Origin of the sequence: Corynebacterium sp. HMSC063A05 (genome assembly GCF_001809695.1) — a bacterium.
Lineage (GTDB): Bacteria > Actinomycetota > Actinomycetes > Mycobacteriales > Mycobacteriaceae > Corynebacterium > Corynebacterium amycolatum.
In genome coordinates, this window is sequence record NZ_KV798496.1 from 374,258 (window position 1) to 392,425 (window position 18,168).

An 18,168-nucleotide genomic window follows, 5' to 3' on the forward strand; every position below is an offset into this window, starting at 1 on the left:
AGAATCAACGTGACGTAAATGCGGCTAAGTATCGAGGCAAGTCACTGAACTGAAGCTCCCACGGGGACCCGAACTATTTAACGCCGATGGGACGAATGCGCCAGCTCCGCGATACGAAGCACCGACTGTTCCAGCGACAGCTCCGGTGTCGACGAGGCTCCCTTCGTGTCCGCATCCAGCTGTGCCGCGACAACCACAGCGCGAGCAACCGCAGGGGTTGACCAGGCTGAAGCTAACCGCTGTGTTTTCTCCAACTTCCACGGCGGCATGCCATAGCGGTGGGCATCTCTACGCGCATTGACACCACGCGCGCCGTGGAGCCGAGCTACATCACCGACCATTCCCGTGATTGCAGCCGACAGCAGTGCCGGTGCCATGCCCAGCTGCAAGGCACGACGCATCTTGGCCAACGCTTCCCCACCGCGACCGCGCAGTGCTAGCTCGGCAATCTCAAAGCCCGAGACCTCCGCCGACGCGCCGTAGTAGGTGCGAACTGCTTCCGAGGTGACCTTGCCCGCAGTATCTGCACAGAGCTGGGAAATGGCAGTGGCCAACTCGCGGAGGTCCGAACCGACCGCATCCAGGACGGTATCAATGACGTCGCGACGCACCTTAACCCCGTGTGCAGCAAACTCTTCGCCGACGAAACCGGGCAAGTCGTTTCTCTTGAGCGGTTGTGCTTCGAAAAAGCGGACGCCTAGCTTACGCAGGTCAGCCACCATCTTCTTCTGACGTCCCTCACCGGTGTGAAGGAGAATCAACGTGATGCCCGGCGCGGGATCTTTAACAGAATCCATCAACAGCTTGGCGGGTTCTTTACCCGCATCCTGGCAGTCGGTGACAACCACAATGCGGTCATCCCCAAACAACGAGGGGCTGAAGAGCTCCACGGCATCGACAGTGGTCATGTCCCCTGCGCGGATGGTGGTCACAGGCACCGAGCGTCCGCCTGGATCAGACTCCGTTGCCGCCTGCGCGCGGACGGCGGCGACAATGGCGAGGCGGGCGCGGTCTTTCAGGAGCTCTTCTTTGCCCACAATCAAATTCACGGGTGCGACGGCGCTCAATCCCGACCTCTTTTCCGCGTTGATTCCTGCGACTGTTGTTTCTAGCCTACGGGACAGCCCGGATTTCACCTCCCTCGCCAGACATCACCATTCGAATAGAGAGCTTGTGGCCCATCTCGCTGTGGGCAGACCACGGGAATGTGCTCGGGTGTCATTACTGTTTTTCGCACACGTGGCCCACACTCGCGGGCGATAAACCACTGGGGTGAGTGGTGTGCTGGGGGAGCTCTGCCGCTCACTGCTTCAGCAATATATGACGGGGATTCCACCACCACGGTTTCTATCGTGGGATTATCAGCGGCAGCATCAAACGCCTGGGAATACCACGTCTTTTCCTCGGTGAGCCCCAGGGCAATTCGGCACTGCCGGCTGAGCGGAGTCGGTGCAGAGTGGATCTCCGGATCTCGCGCAGAGCGGTCAGCAGAAGCAGCATTGTTACCAGTTTCTCCGACAACACCCGCGTGAATAAGAACGATCTGATTCTTCTCAGCGCAGGCCGCAAGATTCCACCCCTTTGGGGCACGCGCAATGTCGAGGCCGAACACCCAAATAACGGCATAGCTACCGACTGCCAGGACAACGGCACAGGCCCCAGCGCGGAGCGCAAAACGGGGCCAGCCCCAGAGCGTCGTAAAGCATGCAACTGTGAGCGTGCAGGAGACGAGCAACGTGACCGGCCCATCTGCGGGTGCGATGATGCCTGCAGTGAGGTGTGCGACCTGATGAATCCACCACGCGCACGGCGCGGCGCACCATAGCAGAGCGCTGACCAGCCAACTGAGATTCAGCGCGGCGGCAACGGCAGCGAGAGAACCGGCGATAGTAACGGGTGCGACGGCGGGTGCGGCGAGAAGATTGGCGAGCAGTGAGACATGACTAATTTCGCCGATGAGCAGCGCCAGTACTGGCATGGTGACCACGTGTGCAGCAATTGCCACTGCGATGGCGCGGACTACTGGGGCGGGCCAGGTGCCCATAACGGTGGTGGCGGACAGGCGTCTGGCAAGGGGCTCGGCAAGAAGGACTAGCCCGGCGGTGGCTGCGACCGAAAGCGCGAAGCCCACTGACACCGATAAGTCTGGTGCCAGGAGAATCAACCCGATAATGCCAGCCGACAGCGCTGCGATGGCTTGGCCAGTTCGCCCCACGATGATTGCCAATAGCCCGATGCAGCCGGTGACCACTGCGCGTAGCACTGAGGGTTCTGTGCCCACTATTGCTACAAACCCATACAGGGCAACCGTGGCGACTGCGACTCGCACTCGCGGTCCAGCCCAGGAGAAGACCGCCACGACAGCCCCGACAACAAGTGCAACGTTGGCTCCAGAGACGGCCGACAGATGTGAAAGCCCGGAAGCAGTCATCATGTCGCCGTCAGCGAGGGTGAAACCGCGCTCATCGCCGATGGCCATGGCGGGTATGAGGCGGTCGGGGCCAAAGGGGAGATTCTGCGCCGAGTCAAAGAGCTGCTGCCTCACGTCAGCGGCAAGCCCCTGTGGTGGCGCAATGACCTCAACATCTCCGCGTAGATTCAGCTGGATTCCGCTGATGCAGGGTTTGCTGGCCGCACGTATACCGGCTGTGGATTCAACTACGGTGTCTCTCGTGACCGACAACAGTGACTCGTCGCCAAAAACCGTCACCTGCCCAGGAAGACCCTCGATGCGCGCCTTTGCACTCGCCCCGAATTCGGTTGCTTTCGGCTCCGTGACCAGGCGCAACTGCACTTTCGCCATCCTGCCAATGTCGTGATGGAGCTCGTGGGCTCGGGCTCGCGCTATGCGGATTCGCGTGGCTACCGCAACGCTCGCCACCGACACAGCTGGCACCAGGATAGTGGCGATCGCTCGCCAGCCGGATGTCACCGCGCCTCTTCCCCATCGCCACGACCACCGCTGCCACGCCCACGGCAGCACCACCGCAGTCACGATTGCACACGGTGTCACAACTATCGCCCATTCTGGGCGCATGATCACTGCCACCGCAGTCGCCCACGCCAACACCGCTGCTGGCACTAGCCGCACATCGAGCCCAGCACGAGCGCGCAGGTCAGACGGTGGCGACATCGCGCAGAGCCTCTACCTTCGCCGGGCCGATTCCCGGAACCTCCTCAAGTGAGTCGATACTCGCAAAAGGCCCGTTCTTTTCCCGAAAGTCGATGATTTTGGACGCCGTTGCGGGGCCGATTCCGGGCAATCCCTCCAACTGAGTAGCAGTAGCGGTGTTGATGTTGATCTGTCCGTCCGAGCCGCCCGGGCCAGCCCCGCCTGCAGCACCGGCGCCAGAACCGCCAGAAACATCGGCCCCGCCCTCCGCCGTCCCTGCTGGCAACGCCGCTGTCCCGACCACAATCTGTTGGCCATCAACCAACGGTGCCGCCAGGTTCACACTGGCAGGATTAGCCTCCGGTAAAAGCCCACCCGCACGCTCAATTGCCTCCACCACCCGCGCGCCCGCTGGCACCTCCACCACGCCTGGATTCACGACCAACCCCACCACCGACACAATCAACGGCCCCGCCTGTGCCTGAGCGTTAGTCTCCTTCCCCGGACCACCCGGCGTCTCCGCTGAGGTTTCGGTCGTCTCCGGTGTCGTCCCCGCGACAGCCGCGTCCTGCACCGCTGGCATCTCTACCTGCGGCGACGACGGCCATAACACCGCCGCAATTGCTCCCAGGGCCAACACCGCAATCACAATGCACGCGGCCATCGCCACCCGCGGCGTCACCACCGTCCGGCGCACGGAAAAGTCCACCGCCATGCGCTTGTCTTGATCAATCGGCTCCAGGTAGTCCGCCAGCCGATTCCGCAAATTCGTCACGATGCGCACACTAGCGCCCCGCCCCACACCGCACTCCCGCGAAAGCACCTGTCGAAGCGTCATCTGTGGATAAAAAATGACCTGTGGAGGTTATCCACAGGTCACATCATCTGCTCAGTTCAGCCGCTATTTCTTCTTCTCATCGCCGTCATCATCACGCTTGTCGCTTGACGACGACTCCTGCGATTTCTCCCCTTCGTTGCCAAATACAGCTCCCTCGGGATCGGACTTATCGCGCAGCGCCAAATCAGAGATAGCCTTCGCCAGGCGCTCAGCTTTATCCAGGGCTGCTTGGCGGTTCTCACTCCACGTTGGCAATTTAGAAACAGCCGTGGTGAAAAGCGGAATTCCCTGTTCATTAGTCACGACTGTGCGATGGATACGCTTATTGCGGTTGCGACTAGCCGCCGGATTCTCAACTACCTTCACCACAGCCTGATCGGTGATTGGTTCATCCGAGTCAGTGGTATCAGCAGTTTCAGCTGAACCAACGGAGCCATCCGCCCCTTCCATGTCAGCAGAGTCACCGGAATTGCCTATGTTCCCGGAATCATCTTCCACCGCGTCGGTAACCTCAGCTTCAACAGCAGCCGCGTCACTCTCCTCCACACTGTGGAGCAGCGCAGTTACTCCCATCTCTGCTTCAAAATCCATGGCATCCGAATCGATCGAGCCACCGGAAACCATGCCAACTGCATAGGCTCCCTGCCCGACATGAGCAGCAAGCGACTCCGGCAAATCCAGGATTCTAAACCGGGTATCGTCGGGTAGCTCTTCGGCAAGCATGGCCTGGAGCTCGTGGACGTCGTCAAGCGCGTCGGAATGATGCAGCAATACTGCAGGCGGACGGTTCGTCGATGACGCAGACCGCACCATCTTCGTGGCAAAATCCACCATCCGCTGCTTGACCTTCGCTTCTGTGCGGCACTTGGCGACGAGTGCCAGTGAGCCATCTTTAATGCCGACGATGGGCTTGATAGCGAGAGCCGTAGAGAGCATCGCTTGGCCCGCGGAGATGCGACCACCACGGCGCAGCGAATCAAGCTTTGGTACAAACAACCAGAGTCGATAGCGCTGCAGCACATCACGGGCTACATCGGCCACCTCATCACGACTGGCCCCGGCCCTCGCTGCCTTAGCTGCCGCGATGGCAGCGGCACCGACTCCAGCCCCTACGGTGTCGGTGTCGATAACGGTCACGCGGTCCAGTGCACCAGCAGCGGTGACAGCATTAGACCAGGTCGCGGACATTCCTTTGCCAAGATGCAGGGCAACAACGCCAGCGTCAGAGCCGTCCTGGTTGGAGCGTTCCAGCGCACGCGCATACGCGGCGCACAGCTTCAGCGGACTGACTGCCGACGTGGTGACGGCGTCTTCATTGATGTCATGGCCGATGGGAACCACGGTGATATCGAGCTTGCGGGCAACCTCGGGCATCAGGCACGCGGTGTCATCGACAACAATGCGAACGCGACCGTCACCGGGCATGGCGGCCCCCTGAAGAATCAGAAACCTGCGACTCCCGCGCGCGAACCTTCGCATTAAAAGCATTCAGGTACCAAGAGGTCTCACCATTGACGCGCGTGCGTTGCTCCATTTCAACCCACGCAGTGTTGCCCAGGCCGTTAAACGTGCTGAAATAGTCGCGCGGCAGCTGCAGCAGGGCTGCGGTAGCGGCAGCAATGGCACCACCGTGGGACACGAGCACAAAGGTGTCCGACTCCCAATCGGGGTTAGCTGCTAGCTCAGCAATGACTGCCAGCATTCGGTTGGAGACCTCAAAGCGGGTCTCACCGCCCTTGGGTGCCCAGTTGAGGTTATGACGCCAGTGGTCACGCATACCGGGAAACGCGGAGTCAATCTCGTCGTAGGTGCGCTCTTGCCATTCACCGAGGTTGGTCTCACGCAGGCGCTTATCAAAACTCAACTCTGCGCCGGTGGCCTCAGCTAGCGCGCGGGCGGTGTCAGCTGCCCGGGTCAGGTCGGAGGACACGATTTTTGTGATTCGCGGTTCAGCCTCCGCCAGGTACTGCGCCGCAGTACGGGCTTGCTCGCGGCCAACGTCGGAAAGCTGCGTGTCCAGCTGTCCCTGAATGCGACCGGTAGCGTTATACGACGTCTGCCCGTGCCGCAGCATAATCAGGCGACGTCGAGCGGCAACATGTGCCTCGCGTGAGCCCGCCACAGTTAAAACTCGTCCGTGTCCGGGTTTTCGGCAGCCAGCGGAATCTCGTCGATGGAACGAGCATGGCGGGCGGAATCTTCGCCATCCTCGTTGCTCGGCTGCTCGACGCCTTCGACCTCGATGCGCGGGCAATCGCGCCACAGTCGATCCAGGCCGTAGAAGTCGCGTTCTTCACTGCGGAAGACATGCACGACAATGTCGCCGTAATCCAGCAGCGCCCAACGTCCCTCACGGACACCTTCGCGGCGAACCGGCTTTGCGCCGAGGTCACGCAGATCGTCCTCAACTTCGTCGACGATTGCGGCAACCAGACGCTCATTGTCAGCACTGACCAGGACGAATGCGTCCGTAATCACCACTGGGCCAGAGACATCGAGAACAACGACGTCCTCACCCTTTTTGCTATCGGCGGCCTTAGCCGCGGCGGTCGCCAGCTCAATGGCGCGTGGTTGTGCAGTCACGAAAGACTTCAGCTCCTTGTGATTAAAAAAATCGTGAAAAACAGCGTTTGTACTTGTAACTTACCGTCTCAGCGGGATTTTGCTAACTTTCAGTCGTCGGTATCGGACTTCGCATCCACCGATGCCGCATCCACCGGCGCCGTGTCCTCGGAGGTCGAGTTCACCGATGCGGGGCCCACAGAACCAACTGTGCCCTCAGCAGACTGGTACAGACCACGCTTAGCGATGTACTGGACCACGCCATCCGGCACCAAGTACCACACAGGGCGTCCTGCCTCCGCCCGCTTTCGGCAGTCGGTGGAAGAAATAGCCATCGCGGGAATCTCGATGAGGTGTAACCGTGAGGCGTCAATCCCCTCCAGGTCCTCTGCACGCAGGTGAACTCCTGGGCGAGTGACGCCGACGAACGTTGCTGCGTCGAACATCTCCTCCCAGTCCCGCCACGTCATAATCTTCTGCAGCGCATCGGCACCGGTAATGAAGAACAGATCCGCGTCGGGATAGATGACCTTCAAATCCCGCAGCGTATCGACGGTATAGGTCGCACCCGGCCGGTCAATATCAACCCGCGAGACCGAAAACTGCGGGTTTGACGCGGTGGCAATGACCGTCATCAGGTAGCGATCTTCGCTGTGAGAGACCTTTCGGCCGCGCTTTTGCCACGGTTCACCCGTGGGCACGAAAAGCACAAAGTCGAGGTCAAAACGATCTGCCACCTCGCTGGCGGCAACCAGGTGACCATTGTGGATGGGATCAAAAGTGCCCCCCATCACGCCAATGCGCTGCCGCGGCGCTTCCGCCGACTTTGCTGTCAACGCGGCATGTACTCGCGACCGCACACTTTTCTTGCGCTTAATCATGACTGGCACTTTACCTGGGCACTACGGACGAGTCTGTCCACGACCAGCCAGAACCCACTTGCTGCTGGTCAACTCCGGCAGCCCCATCGGGCCACGGGCGTGCAGCTTCTGAGTGGAAATACCAATCTCTGCGCCGAAACCATACTGCTCACCATCGGTGAACGCAGTGGAGGCATTGACGCTGACGGCGGCGGCATCAACGCGGTCGACGAACTCCTGGCACACTCCCCAGTCACGTGCAGAGATAGCTTCCGTGTGTCCCGAGGAGTACTCAGTGATGTGATCAGTTGCGGCCACCACACCGTCGACAATGCGCGCGGCAATGTCTAGCGAGAGGTACTCATCCGACCAGTCTTCCGCCGTCGCAGGAATAACCTCACCAGTCCACCCAGAGGCCGCCAGATTATCGACATCGCCGTGGACCGCAACCCCCGCGTCGGCAAGCGCGTCCAAAATGCGGACCTGATCCTGCGTGGACAACGCCGAGTCAATGAGAACCGTTTCAGTAGCGTTACAGACGCTCGGACGGCGGGTCTTGCCGTTAATCATCAGCGCAATCGCCTCGTCAATGTCGGCGGAGGCATCGATGTAGATGTGGCAGTTACCGGTACCGGTCTCGATGGTCGGCACCGTTGCCTTCGTCACAACGGCCTCAATCAAACCGGCACCGCCGCGCGGAATCACCACGTCAACCAGGCCGCGAGCTGTGATGAGATCCTGCACTGAATCGTGGGTCTCACACGGCAGCAGCTGGACAAGGTCCTCCGGCGCATCGTGGTTGGCCAGCACCTCACGCAAAACCGCGACCAGCTGCGTGTTGGAATGGACAGCGGACTTGGAGCCGCGCAGCAAGGCTACGTTGCCCGACTTCAGCGCCAGACCAAACGCATCGACAGTAACGTTCGGACGAGCCTCGTAGACCATGCCCATCACACCCAGCGGGACGCTGACCTGGGAGAGCTTAATGCCGTTGGGAAGAGTGCTTCCACGCAGCACCTCGCCTACCGGATCCGGCAGAGCCGCAACCTGACGAAGCCCACCGGCAATACCCTCAACACGATCGGCGTCAAGACGCAGACGATCCAGCAGGGAGTCACTAAAACCACGGATCTTACCGGCCTCGATGTCCTTGGCATTGGCCACCAGAATCTCTTCAGTACGGGCAACCAGCGCGTCTGCTGCGGCCAGCAGGAGCTCGTTCTTGCGTGCCGACGTAAAGCGCGACAGCTCTCCCGCGACAGCCTTGGCACGCTGTGCCTTATCTAAAACCTCGGCGCGCTCAGCAGCACGCTCCGGGCTAAGAGCCGAATCCTCGGCAATACCCTGTTGATTGGTGTTAGCAGTTTCGTTCGTTTGAGCAGTCATGCCTACCAGCATAACTAGAGTGAGACATCATTTGAGGGAATTAGCTCAGCAACCCAAGGAAAGATGTAATTCATCAACAGCAGGAACACGATGACGGCAATCACGATGGTGATGATCGCTTTCACCCACCACGGCCCTGGCAGGGATCGCCAAAACGCTGCGTACATCTAGTTGACCTCCTTGGTCTCAACACCGGCGAGAACCGCGTGAATAATGAGCCGATGAGTGTTGTCCCACTGCGGATGGCAGGTAGTCAGCGTAAGTAGAGTGGCGTCACCGACCGGATTGAGGACATCGGCCCGGTCCGGAGTGACAATGTGCTGGCCGGGAATCTCGGGGACGTCAGTTCCTTCTGGCACGCAGTCGAAGCTTTCCCCTGCGCCAGCCATACCGTCGACCGGCAATACCTTGTAGCGGTAAATAGCATCACGCGTCTCTACGATGATGTCATCGCACGTCTGCAGGCGGTCAATGTTGTCAAAGGGAGCTCCGTGGCCATCACGGTGAGCGGCGTAAGAGCTGTTGCCCACCTGCCCCGGCAGGGCTGTGCCCGGATAATGGCCGGGGCCACTGCGCAAAACTTCCTGGGAGACACCTTCAAATACGACAAAATCGCTAAAACCGGCCTTCGGAGCGGAAATCAACGCCACCGCGGAGCCGGGCATCCAGGAGCCCTCAACAGCTGGCTCCGTGCCTTCTGGCGCCGGAGCTGGGGCCGACGCCGGTGTGGACCATGCCTGCTGCAGCTCATCACGAGCCTGCTGCTGAACTTTCCCGGTCTCAAGACCAGACCAGTACAGCAGATAAAAGGCGAAGAGCGCCACCAGCACTCCAGCTGTCAAGAGCAACTCGCCGATGACGCCAATAATCTTCGATAACACACTTAGGATTATGCCCGAAAGTTCCTCACCCAGGCAGTCTGCACTCAGCCAGTCCTCCCCCAGCCAGTCCGCACTCGGCCAGTCTTTGCCGAGGCACCTCTATCCGGGCGCGCCCAGGTGTGCGTCTTTAAGCGCTGCAGCTCTCAGCGCAACACCCTCCTAAGCGCGGGAAGCGAAATCCGACAGGTAGTCGGCATGGACGACAGGCTTCTGCATGTCATTCGGCAATTCTTCGGTGTGGTAGCCGATCATGCCCAGCAGTTCCTCGGAGTCATAATTGACCTCGCCGCGACCGATGACCTCACCACCAGGACCGATTAGATCGACGATGTCACCAGCGGAGAACTCGCCGTCAACCGAGGTAATACCGACCGGGAGCAGCGACTTACGCATGCGGGTTACGGCGTCGACCGCACCGGCGTCCAGGCGAAGCAGCCCCGAGCTGTCCGCTGCGTAGAGCATCCAGAACTTCCAGGCGCTCAGGCGGTTGTCCTTCGCGGCGAAAGCGGTTCCCACATCTGCTTGGTCCAGTGCTCGCTCAATGTTGGACGCCGAAGTCAGCAACACCGGCACACCCGCACGCGAAGCCAGACGTGCGGCAGAGACCTTCGAGGCCATACCACCGGTGCCCAGCGCACCGCCGTCACCAGCGATAACACCACGCAAGTCATTACCGCTGCGCACCTCCGGCACAAAGGTTGCACCTGGATCGGCCGGGTTGCGGTCGTAGAGGCCGTCGACGTCGGAAAGCAGAATCAATGCATCGCAGTACGCCAGGTGACTGACCAGCGCGGCGAGGCGGTCGTTGTCGCCGAAGCGGAACTCCGAGGTCGCGACCGTGTCGTTTTCGTTGACAATTGGCACCGCGCCCAGCTGGCGCAGGCGGTCGATAGTGCGCTGGGCGTTGCGAGCACGCGAACGCACACCTGCATCGTCCGAGGTCAAAAGCACCTGTGCAGAAGTGCGACCATACCGCAGGAAGGAGCGTCCCCACTCCTGTGCCAGGCGCACCTGCCCCACAGCCGCAGCCGCCTGCTTGGTCGCTAAATCAGTGGGACGCGAAGTCAGCCCCAGCGGCCCCATTCCGGATGCCACCGCACCGGAGGACACAACGATGACATCGCTAATGCCCATACGCTTCTCCAAAGCATCGGCGATGAAGTCGATGCGCTCGGGATCGGTACGACCGTCAGATCCGGTCAACGAGGAAGAACCAATCTTCACCACGACACGCTTCGCGGTCCGAATTGCCTCACGAGTCTCGGAATCGAAACCGCCTTTGGTTCCCGGAGATAAATTCTCAGTCGCCTTTTCAATCTCAGCGACGGTGGACTCGGAATTGTCGTGAAGCAGCTCGTCGACCTCCTCACGGGAAATCGGCGCGTCCGATTCAGACTTCGGCGCGGTAGCTACCGGGGCATCTAATACATCTGCTCCAGTGACGTCAACATCGTTGGCAACGGTGTCGGAAGGGATAACTGACTCACTCATTTCACTGATGGAAAACATGACGGTCTCATTTGATTCTGACCATATAATTGTTTAAACAATCAATGGCAAAATGCAAGTTTGAAGTCTTCGCTTGCCGACGACGCTGGCGCCCGCGCCTATGAATACCGGTCGCGAATAGCCTCTTCGCCATCCCCGAAATCGTACTCGTCAATCAGACCACGGCGGGCCTGCGATGCACGCTTACGCTGCTCGGCGCTGGTGCGTTCGTTGACATAGAGACGATCGTCGGTACCACGACCACTCGGCACGAAGTCATCGGTGCCCGCGACCTGCTGCGGGTACCACTCGAAGGTGAGATAGGAAATCGTCACCGGGCAGCCAACTGTTGCCCCAGCCTTTGCCAGGGCATCTTCAACACCAAGCTTGGCCAGGCGGTCAGCCAAGTAGCCGACTGCCTCGTCGTTTTCGAAGTCCGTCTGGTTAATCCAGCGCTCCGGCTTACGCCCACGCACAATGAACCCGTCTGGGGTATTCGGATCGCGTTCGATGGTGAAGTCCGCGCCTTCGCGCTTTTTGCCACGCACCCCTTCCGGACGGATGACCGCACGGGGCTCCTGCTCTGTCGGCAACGGATGCGCCTTGCGGTAGGCGGCGATCTGATCCTTCAGGCCGTAGGTCAGCTCCTTGAGCCCCTCGTGCGTCACCGTGGAGATCTCAAAAATTGGCCAGCCGAACTTCTCCAGTTCCTCGCGCTGCATGTCAATCATTTCGCGAGCATCGGGCAGGTCAATCTTGTTCAGCACGATGACGCGGGGACGCTCTGCGAGATCCCCAAGCCCCACGTCGGCCTTCAGCACCGACTGGTAGTTGGCGAGTTCCGTCTCCAACGCCTTGATGTCAGAGACCGGATCGCGGTCGCCCTCCAGAGCAGCAGCGTCAACCACATGCACGAGAACAGCACAGCGCTCAATGTGACGCAGGAAGTCCAACCCAAGTCCACGGCCTTCAGAAGCCCCCGGGATAAGACCCGGCACATCTGCGATGGTGAAGGACTCGTAGCCAACGTTGACTACACCCAGGTTCGGCTGCAGCGTGGTAAATGGGTAGTCACCAATCTTCGGCTTAGCAGCGCTCAAGGTGCTGACCAGCGACGACTTTCCGGCCGACGGGAAGCCCACCAGTCCAACGTCTGCCATGGATTTGAGCTCCAAGACAAGATCCTTGGCCTCACCTGGCTCACCGAGGAGAGCAAATCCCGGCGCACGGCGGTTCTTGTTTGCCAGCGCTGCGTTGCCCAGGCCACCGTAACCGCCCTCAGCGGCAATGAAGCGGGCGCCCTTACCGGTCATGTCCGCCAGCACTTCCCCATCCTCGGTCATCACAACCGTGCCCTCCGGCACTCCGAGAACCAGATCCTCACCACGAGCGCCGTTGCGGTGATCGCCAGCGCCCGGCTTACCGTTGGCAGCCTTGATATGGGGGTGGAAGTGAAAGTCCATCAGAGTATGGATCTGGGGGTCTACCACAAGCACAATGTCGCCACCGTGGCCACCGTTACCGCCGTCGGGGCCACCCAGTGGCTTGAACTTTTCACGCAGCACCGAGTTACAGCCGTGACCGCCGTCGCCGGCCTGCAAATGCAGCACGACACGATCTACAAAACGAGACATAAAATCACACACACTTCCGAGCGGAGAGCCATCTTCTAGTGCCTGGAGTAATGCCCTAATTTAAGCGAGCCGACGGGCAGAAGTCTAGGCGGTAACAAAACGCTGCCTCGCAACCTAACGGCGCGAAACAGGACATAAACAACAAAAGAGCCGATTACCTTTCGCAGTGGGAAAGGAATCGGCTCTTCTGCAAGGCAGTTAAACCTGCCTCAAATTCAACGTTGCAGTAATCCTATGTGGACAACCGAAGGTTGTTCTTAGGAGTTGTTCTCAACGATGCTGACAATGCGGCGGTTGCGGCGGGTACCGAACTCGACTGCGCCTGCCTTCAGAGCGAAGAGAGTGTCGTCGCCGCCACGGCCAACGTTCTCACCCGGGTGGAACGAGGTACCGCGCTGACGAACGAGAATCTCGCCTGCCTTAACCTGCTGGCCGCCGAAGCGCTTCACGCCGAGGCGCTTAGCTTCGGAGTCGCGGCCGTTGCTGGTGCTGGATGCACCCTTCTTAGTAGCCATGATTTTCTCCTAGGGAAAAGCTAATTGGAATTTCGGCGGTTTACTTGGAGACGCCGGTGATCTTCAGAACAGTGAGCGGCTGACGGTGGCCGTAGCGGCGCTTGTAGCCAGTCTTGTTCTTGTAGTGCATGCCGCGGATCTTCGGGCCCTTAACGGCCTCGACGATCTCTGCGTTAACGGTAACGTTGGCAAGCTTGTCGGCATCCGCAATGACATCTGCGCCATCGACGAGCAGAACCGGGGTGAGAGCCACGGACGAACCCGGCTCACCCTCGATCTTCTCGACCTTGACGAGGTCACCTTCGGCAACCTTGTACTGCTTGCCGCCGGTCTTGACGATCGCGTACATAGGAGGGCTACCCCTTTATCTGAGAAACTCGACTCAAGGAATCTTTGTAATTCCTTGACTGGACAATGGAATTGCGATTAGTTGCGTGTGCAGAACACTTCAGGGACATACCCGAAAGCCAAATCCGAGTAGATTTCCCCGCTCTGGCCGTTTCCTTACCGCCAGCGCCTCAAGCACCAGTGGGCATGACCAGATACGCCTACTAATCAGCGACTGGTCAAGAGTAGCGAAAAATCCCCCTAAATTACAAACTGCCCGAGTAGGACCCTGTCCCCCATTGGTTTTCACGGTCTTCTCGGGCAGTTTCCGAAGCCACTTTCCACCCCCTGCTTTAGGGAACGAAAAACAGCCTCCTATCTGGCCTTATTCCAAATTTTTAATACTTAGTTCCGGCCGCTTCGGCGCACCGCACGACGCACTCGGCGGCGACGATTGGCCGGTTTCTTCTGCGTCGCCGCAGCACCGCGATTAGCCTGCTTCTGCTCTGGCTTAGTGGCGCGGTTTGAAGTGCCCTGTCGCTGCTTCGGCGCAGTCGCTCCAGCATCGCTTTGCGACGAGACCCTGCGCACCGCCCGACGGCGATTACGGCGAGCTCCCGTGCCCTGGACCGCTACCACTTCAACCCGCGACTTGCCCGAGCGACGGCCACCGCCACTGCGGTTGGCGCTGCGGTTGCTGTCATCGTGGTTGTCTTTTGCACGATCTCCGCCCTTGCTGCCTTCAGCGTCCGCCTTTGGCTTAGTGGACTCGAAGTCCTCGCGACGCGGTGCGCGATCCGAGCGGGAGTTACCGCGAGTCGGACGACGACGACGTGGGGAACGCTCGAACGCCTCCTTGGCCTCCTCATAGGTCTGGGACTCCGTGGCCACAGCCTTGGCGGTCTTGTTAGCGTTGCCGCCCTTGTCATCCTCGGCTGGCTCCCGCACATCTGTGGTGGAAGCTGCCTGGGACTCGGCCTGAGGCGCAGTGGTCTCATTCACAGCCGTACGGCGAACAGCGCGACGACGGCGACGTCGAGCACTGGCGCTGCTGGAGCGTTCAGCGTCGCCACGGCCTCCACCGGTGCCACCGTTATCGGTACGCTCGGCACGCTCAGCACGAGTCGGGCGCTCCGAACGCTTGCGGCGATCGCCATGTTCTTCGTCGCGGTCATCAGCGTCGCGTGCAGCCGAATCAACGGCGACATGCTCCGCTACCCGGCGACGCGTAGCCCGACGGCGGCGGCGCTGTCCCTCCTGCGGCATGTAACGGTCATCCGATGGCTCTTCCGGATCCTTCGCACGGGCTTCCGCAACAGCTGCGGCAGCCAGAGCAGCCAGATCATTGGAGTTGTCCGATTGCTCATCACGCTCGCGGCGCTCCTGACGGCCATTGCCGTCCTGTCGCTGCTCATCGTTTCGGCCCTGGCTCTTACGAACCCGGCGACGACGCGGTGGCTTCGGCTCATCGTTCCCAGAAGAGACGATGACAGCTTCGACAGCAGCTGCAACTCGCTTGTCGGCTGCCTCCTTATCGCGCTGGTTGGTTTCCGTGTCGCCGTCAAGCGTTGTCTTGGAAGTGCCTGCCTGGTCGCCCTGATCGCGGTGCATGGCCAGCGCCGCCGGGTGGTTGGCCGGATTGTGCTCCGAGCTCGACTTGTTGCGGCGCTTGGACTTACCCTGCTCTTCGTTGCGGCGACCGTTCTTGTGACCACGGCTCTGATTGTCCTGCTCGACCGGGTCGATGTGGATAATCAGACCACGGCCATTACAGCAGCTACACGGCGTGGAGAAGGTCTCCAGCAGGCCTGTGCCCAGACGCTTGCGCGTCATCTGGACGAGGCCGAGCGAGGTGACCTCGGAGACCTCGTGACGCGAGCGGTCGCGGCCGAGCGCCTCCTTCAGACGGCGCAGCACCAAGTCCTGGTTCTCCGGCAGCACCATGTCGATGAAGTCGACGACAATCATGCCGCCCAGATCGCGCAGACGCATCTGGCGGACGATTTCCTCAGCGGCCTCCAGGTTGTTGCGAGTGACCGTCTCTTCCAGGTTTCCGCCAGCACCGGTGAACTTACCGGTGTTGACGTCGATGACCGTCATGGCCTCGGTGCGGTCGATGACCAGCGTGCCGCCCGAAGGCAGCCAGACCTTGCGGTCGAGTGCCTTGGCCAGCTGCTCATCGATGCGGAAGTGCTCGAAGACGTCAGCGTCGCCGTGCTCCTTGGCGAAGTAGCGCTGCAGACGCGGCTCCAGCTCCGGTGCCAGGTCGCCGATGTAGTCCGTCACTGTGTTCCACGGACGGTCGCCCTCCACCACAAGACGCGAGAAGTCCTCGTTGAAGACGTCGCGGACGACCTTGACCAGCATGTCCGGCTCTTCGTACAGCGCAATCGGCTTTGCCCCGCGCTTCGCCTTCGCCGCCTCGGAGGCTTCCCAGATTTCCTGCCACTGCGATTCCAGGCGCTTAATGTCGGCCTCGATGGCCTCCTTGGACACGCCCTCGGCCGCGGTGCGAATAATCGTGCCCGAGCCCTCCGGCGTAACCTCACTCAGAATCGACTTCAGGCGCTTGCGCTCCGGCTCCGGCAGCTTGCGGGAAATACCCGCGCTTCGGCCGCCCGGCACGTACACCAGGAATCGACCAGCCATCGAAATGTGAGTGGTCAGACGCGCGCCCTTGTGACCAATCGGATCCTTGGACACCTGGACCAGAATCTGGTCGCCGGCCTTCAGCGCGTGTTCAATCTTGCGCGAACGCGATTTCGTGCCCAGCAGCTTCCAGTTCAGGTCACCTACGTAAATGACACCGTTGCGGTCGGTTCCGATATCAATGAACGCCGCTTCCATGCTGGGTAGGACGTTCTGCACGCGACCGAGGTAGATATTGCCGATCTGCGTAGTCTGCGTGTCAGAGGTAACGAAGTGCTCGACCAACAGGTCATCTTCCAGCACACCCACCTCAGTGACAATGCCCGCGTGGTCATGGCGCTTGCGCTCACGCACCACCATCGTGCGCTCCACCGACTCGCGGCGAGCCAGGAACTCAGCCTCCGAGATCACGTGGCGCTTGCGCGATTCCTCACGACGTTCGATACGGCGACGGCGCTGCGCCTCCAGGCGAGTCGAGCCCTTAATCGCCTGTGGCTCTTCGACCTCCTCGCGGGTTTCCGCCTCCTCGCGCTCTGCGTTTTCGGTGGTCTTCTCCGCCTGCTGAGCATCATCATTACGACGCCCACGTCCACGACGACGACGGCGCGGCCGCGGCTGACGCTCCGTTTCGCTTGACGACGAGCCGTCCTGCCCCTCCCCCGCGTTGTCATCGGAATCCTGGTTGGAGGCACCGCTGTCAGCCGAAGCTGCATCCTCGGTGGCCGAATTCTTGGCCGTGGCCGGCACAGCCTGCGGAGCCAGGAAGATAGGCGCAAACGCGGTCTGCTCTTCCGCAACCGGCGGCTCCGGGACTATCGGCGGCTCGATGTCCTGCAGGGCTTCGCCCTGAGTTGCCTGTGTATCCTGCGGTCCTTGCGCTTCCTGAGTTTCCCGAGTCCCCTCTGCCACTGGAGCGCTGGTCGTGCGGACCGCACGGCGAACTCGGCGACCACGACGTGTGGTCACTGCAGCGCTCTTTGCAGCAGGTGCTTCGGCGGACGCTTTCTCAGCGGAAGTTTTCTCAGCGGTCTCGGCTACGGTGTCGGCAGTATTCTTATCTGCAGCCTTCTTCGATGACGACTGAACTACAGCCTCAACCGCTTCCTCGACGACCGAGTTCGAGTCCTTCTGCTCGTCCTTCGCTGCGGTTTCTTCCGGAGCTCCAGCGGTCTTCTTCACAGCCCGCTTACGCGTTGCCCGCTTCTTAGTCGTGCTCTTCTTCTCGTCGCTCTGCTTCTCTTCAGTCTGCTTCTCTGCGCTCTGCTTTGCCGAGGATTTTTTAGCCGAGGCCTTCTTGGCGTCCTTCTTCTCGGTCACTTCCTCAGCAGGCGCTGCGTCCGACTCCGCTTCGCTCTGAGCTGCCTTCTGGTCGGCCTTCTTTTCTGCCTTCGGCGCATCCTTCTGGTCGGCCTTCTTTGTGGCCTTCTTCGCAGCCGACTTCTTGCTGCTCTTCTTAGCAGCTGATTTCTTCTCGGACTTAGCTGCGGTTTGCTCGTCCGACTTCTCATCCGCCGCGTTCGGCTTACCTGCCGACTGTTTTTCCTTCGCGGCCGACTCTTCGCCGGTTTGCTTGGTCGCAGCGGATCCGTCGTTAAGCGAGGCACTCTCTGGATGATCGCCGATGAAATTCAGCACCGCGTCGAGCTGATTTTGATTAATGGTGGACGCAGCGGACTTTACGACAATCCCCGCGTGCCCCAGTGCTTCGATGGTTTCCTTCGAGGTCAACCCCAGGCTCTTGGCCAGGTGGTGGACTCGGGTTTTCAGAGCCGCTGACTCGCGATCGAATTCGCGTGCCTTAGCGACAACATCCTGGCTGAAATTTGCCACTGTATTTGTTTCTCCTTGACACCCCACCACGCAAAACCCGACAACAGGAGGCACACTCTTTGTCATTCCATGTGCGCCTACATCCG

General features: G+C 60.4%; 15 protein-coding genes. All 15 read right to left on the bottom strand.

Annotated features, from left to right (window positions below):
• Positions 1-77: 77 nt before the first annotated feature.
• The 15 genes from holA to HMPREF2651_RS03440 all read right to left on the bottom strand — a co-directional run bounded on the left by holA (position 78) and on the right by HMPREF2651_RS03440 (position 18,082).
• Positions 78-1,067, bottom strand: coding sequence for a DNA polymerase III subunit delta (gene holA / locus HMPREF2651_RS03375; RefSeq protein ID WP_065419954.1), 990 nt, complete (start codon positions 1,065-1,067; stop codon positions 78-80).
• Between the two features lie 65 nt (positions 1,068-1,132).
• A complete protein-coding gene (locus tag HMPREF2651_RS03380; RefSeq protein ID WP_049182060.1) occupies positions 1,133-3,133 on the bottom strand; it encodes a ComEC/Rec2 family competence protein in 2,001 nt (666 codons plus the stop codon).
• Positions 3,117-3,887 (bottom strand): ComEA family DNA-binding protein, encoded by a 771-nt coding sequence (locus HMPREF2651_RS03385; protein ID WP_224786601.1) that lies wholly within the window; start codon positions 3,885-3,887, stop codon positions 3,117-3,119. The genes HMPREF2651_RS03380 and HMPREF2651_RS03385 overlap by 17 nt, the downstream gene beginning before the upstream one ends.
• Positions 3,888-4,013: 126 nt before the next feature.
• Entirely contained in the window at positions 4,014-5,375 is a 1,362-nt protein-coding gene (locus HMPREF2651_RS03390; protein ID WP_049182056.1) for a DegV family protein, read from the bottom strand.
• Positions 5,365-6,072, bottom strand: a complete 708-nt coding sequence (locus HMPREF2651_RS03395; RefSeq protein ID WP_038628127.1) for a histidine phosphatase family protein — start codon at positions 6,070-6,072, stop codon at positions 5,365-5,367. Before HMPREF2651_RS03395 ends, HMPREF2651_RS03390 begins: the two co-directional genes overlap by 11 nt.
• A gap of 2 nt (positions 6,073-6,074) precedes the next feature.
• Complete coding sequence (rsfS, locus tag HMPREF2651_RS03400; RefSeq protein WP_049182054.1) at positions 6,075-6,533, bottom strand: ribosome silencing factor; 459 nt, start codon at positions 6,531-6,533, stop codon at positions 6,075-6,077.
• Positions 6,534-6,622: 89 nt separating this feature from the next.
• The gene (gene nadD / locus HMPREF2651_RS03405) at positions 6,623-7,393 is read right to left on the bottom strand and encodes a nicotinate-nucleotide adenylyltransferase (protein ID WP_049182052.1); all 771 of its coding nucleotides are present in this window, start codon (positions 7,391-7,393) and stop codon (positions 6,623-6,625) included.
• Positions 7,394-7,414: 21 nt separating this feature from the next.
• Positions 7,415-8,758: a glutamate-5-semialdehyde dehydrogenase gene (locus tag HMPREF2651_RS03410; RefSeq protein ID WP_224786600.1), complete on the bottom strand. Its 1,344-nt coding sequence runs from the start codon at positions 8,756-8,758 to the stop codon at positions 7,415-7,417.
• A 14-nt stretch (positions 8,759-8,772) separates the two neighbouring features.
• A complete protein-coding gene (locus HMPREF2651_RS10950; protein WP_016422316.1) occupies positions 8,773-8,925 on the bottom strand; it encodes a hypothetical protein in 153 nt (50 codons plus the stop codon).
• Complete coding sequence (locus HMPREF2651_RS03415) at positions 8,926-9,639, bottom strand: class E sortase (RefSeq protein ID WP_049182047.1); 714 nt, start codon at positions 9,637-9,639, stop codon at positions 8,926-8,928.
• Positions 9,640-9,798: 159 nt separating this feature from the next.
• Entirely contained in the window at positions 9,799-11,148 is a 1,350-nt protein-coding gene (proB, locus tag HMPREF2651_RS03420) for a glutamate 5-kinase (protein ID WP_049182044.1), read from the bottom strand.
• Between the two features lie 98 nt (positions 11,149-11,246).
• Positions 11,247-12,761 (bottom strand): GTPase ObgE, encoded by a 1,515-nt coding sequence (gene obgE, locus HMPREF2651_RS03425; protein ID WP_038628113.1) that lies wholly within the window; start codon positions 12,759-12,761, stop codon positions 11,247-11,249.
• Between the two features lie 257 nt (positions 12,762-13,018).
• Positions 13,019-13,276: a 50S ribosomal protein L27 gene (rpmA, locus tag HMPREF2651_RS03430; protein WP_016422312.1), complete on the bottom strand. Its 258-nt coding sequence runs from the start codon at positions 13,274-13,276 to the stop codon at positions 13,019-13,021.
• A gap of 40 nt (positions 13,277-13,316) precedes the next feature.
• Positions 13,317-13,625: a 50S ribosomal protein L21 gene (gene rplU / locus HMPREF2651_RS03435; RefSeq protein WP_038628111.1), complete on the bottom strand. Its 309-nt coding sequence runs from the start codon at positions 13,623-13,625 to the stop codon at positions 13,317-13,319.
• 383 nt (positions 13,626-14,008) lie between these two features.
• Positions 14,009-18,082, bottom strand: a complete 4,074-nt coding sequence (locus HMPREF2651_RS03440) for a translation initiation factor IF-2 N-terminal domain-containing protein (RefSeq protein ID WP_049182041.1) — start codon at positions 18,080-18,082, stop codon at positions 14,009-14,011.
• Between the last annotated feature and the right edge of the window lie 86 nt (positions 18,083-18,168).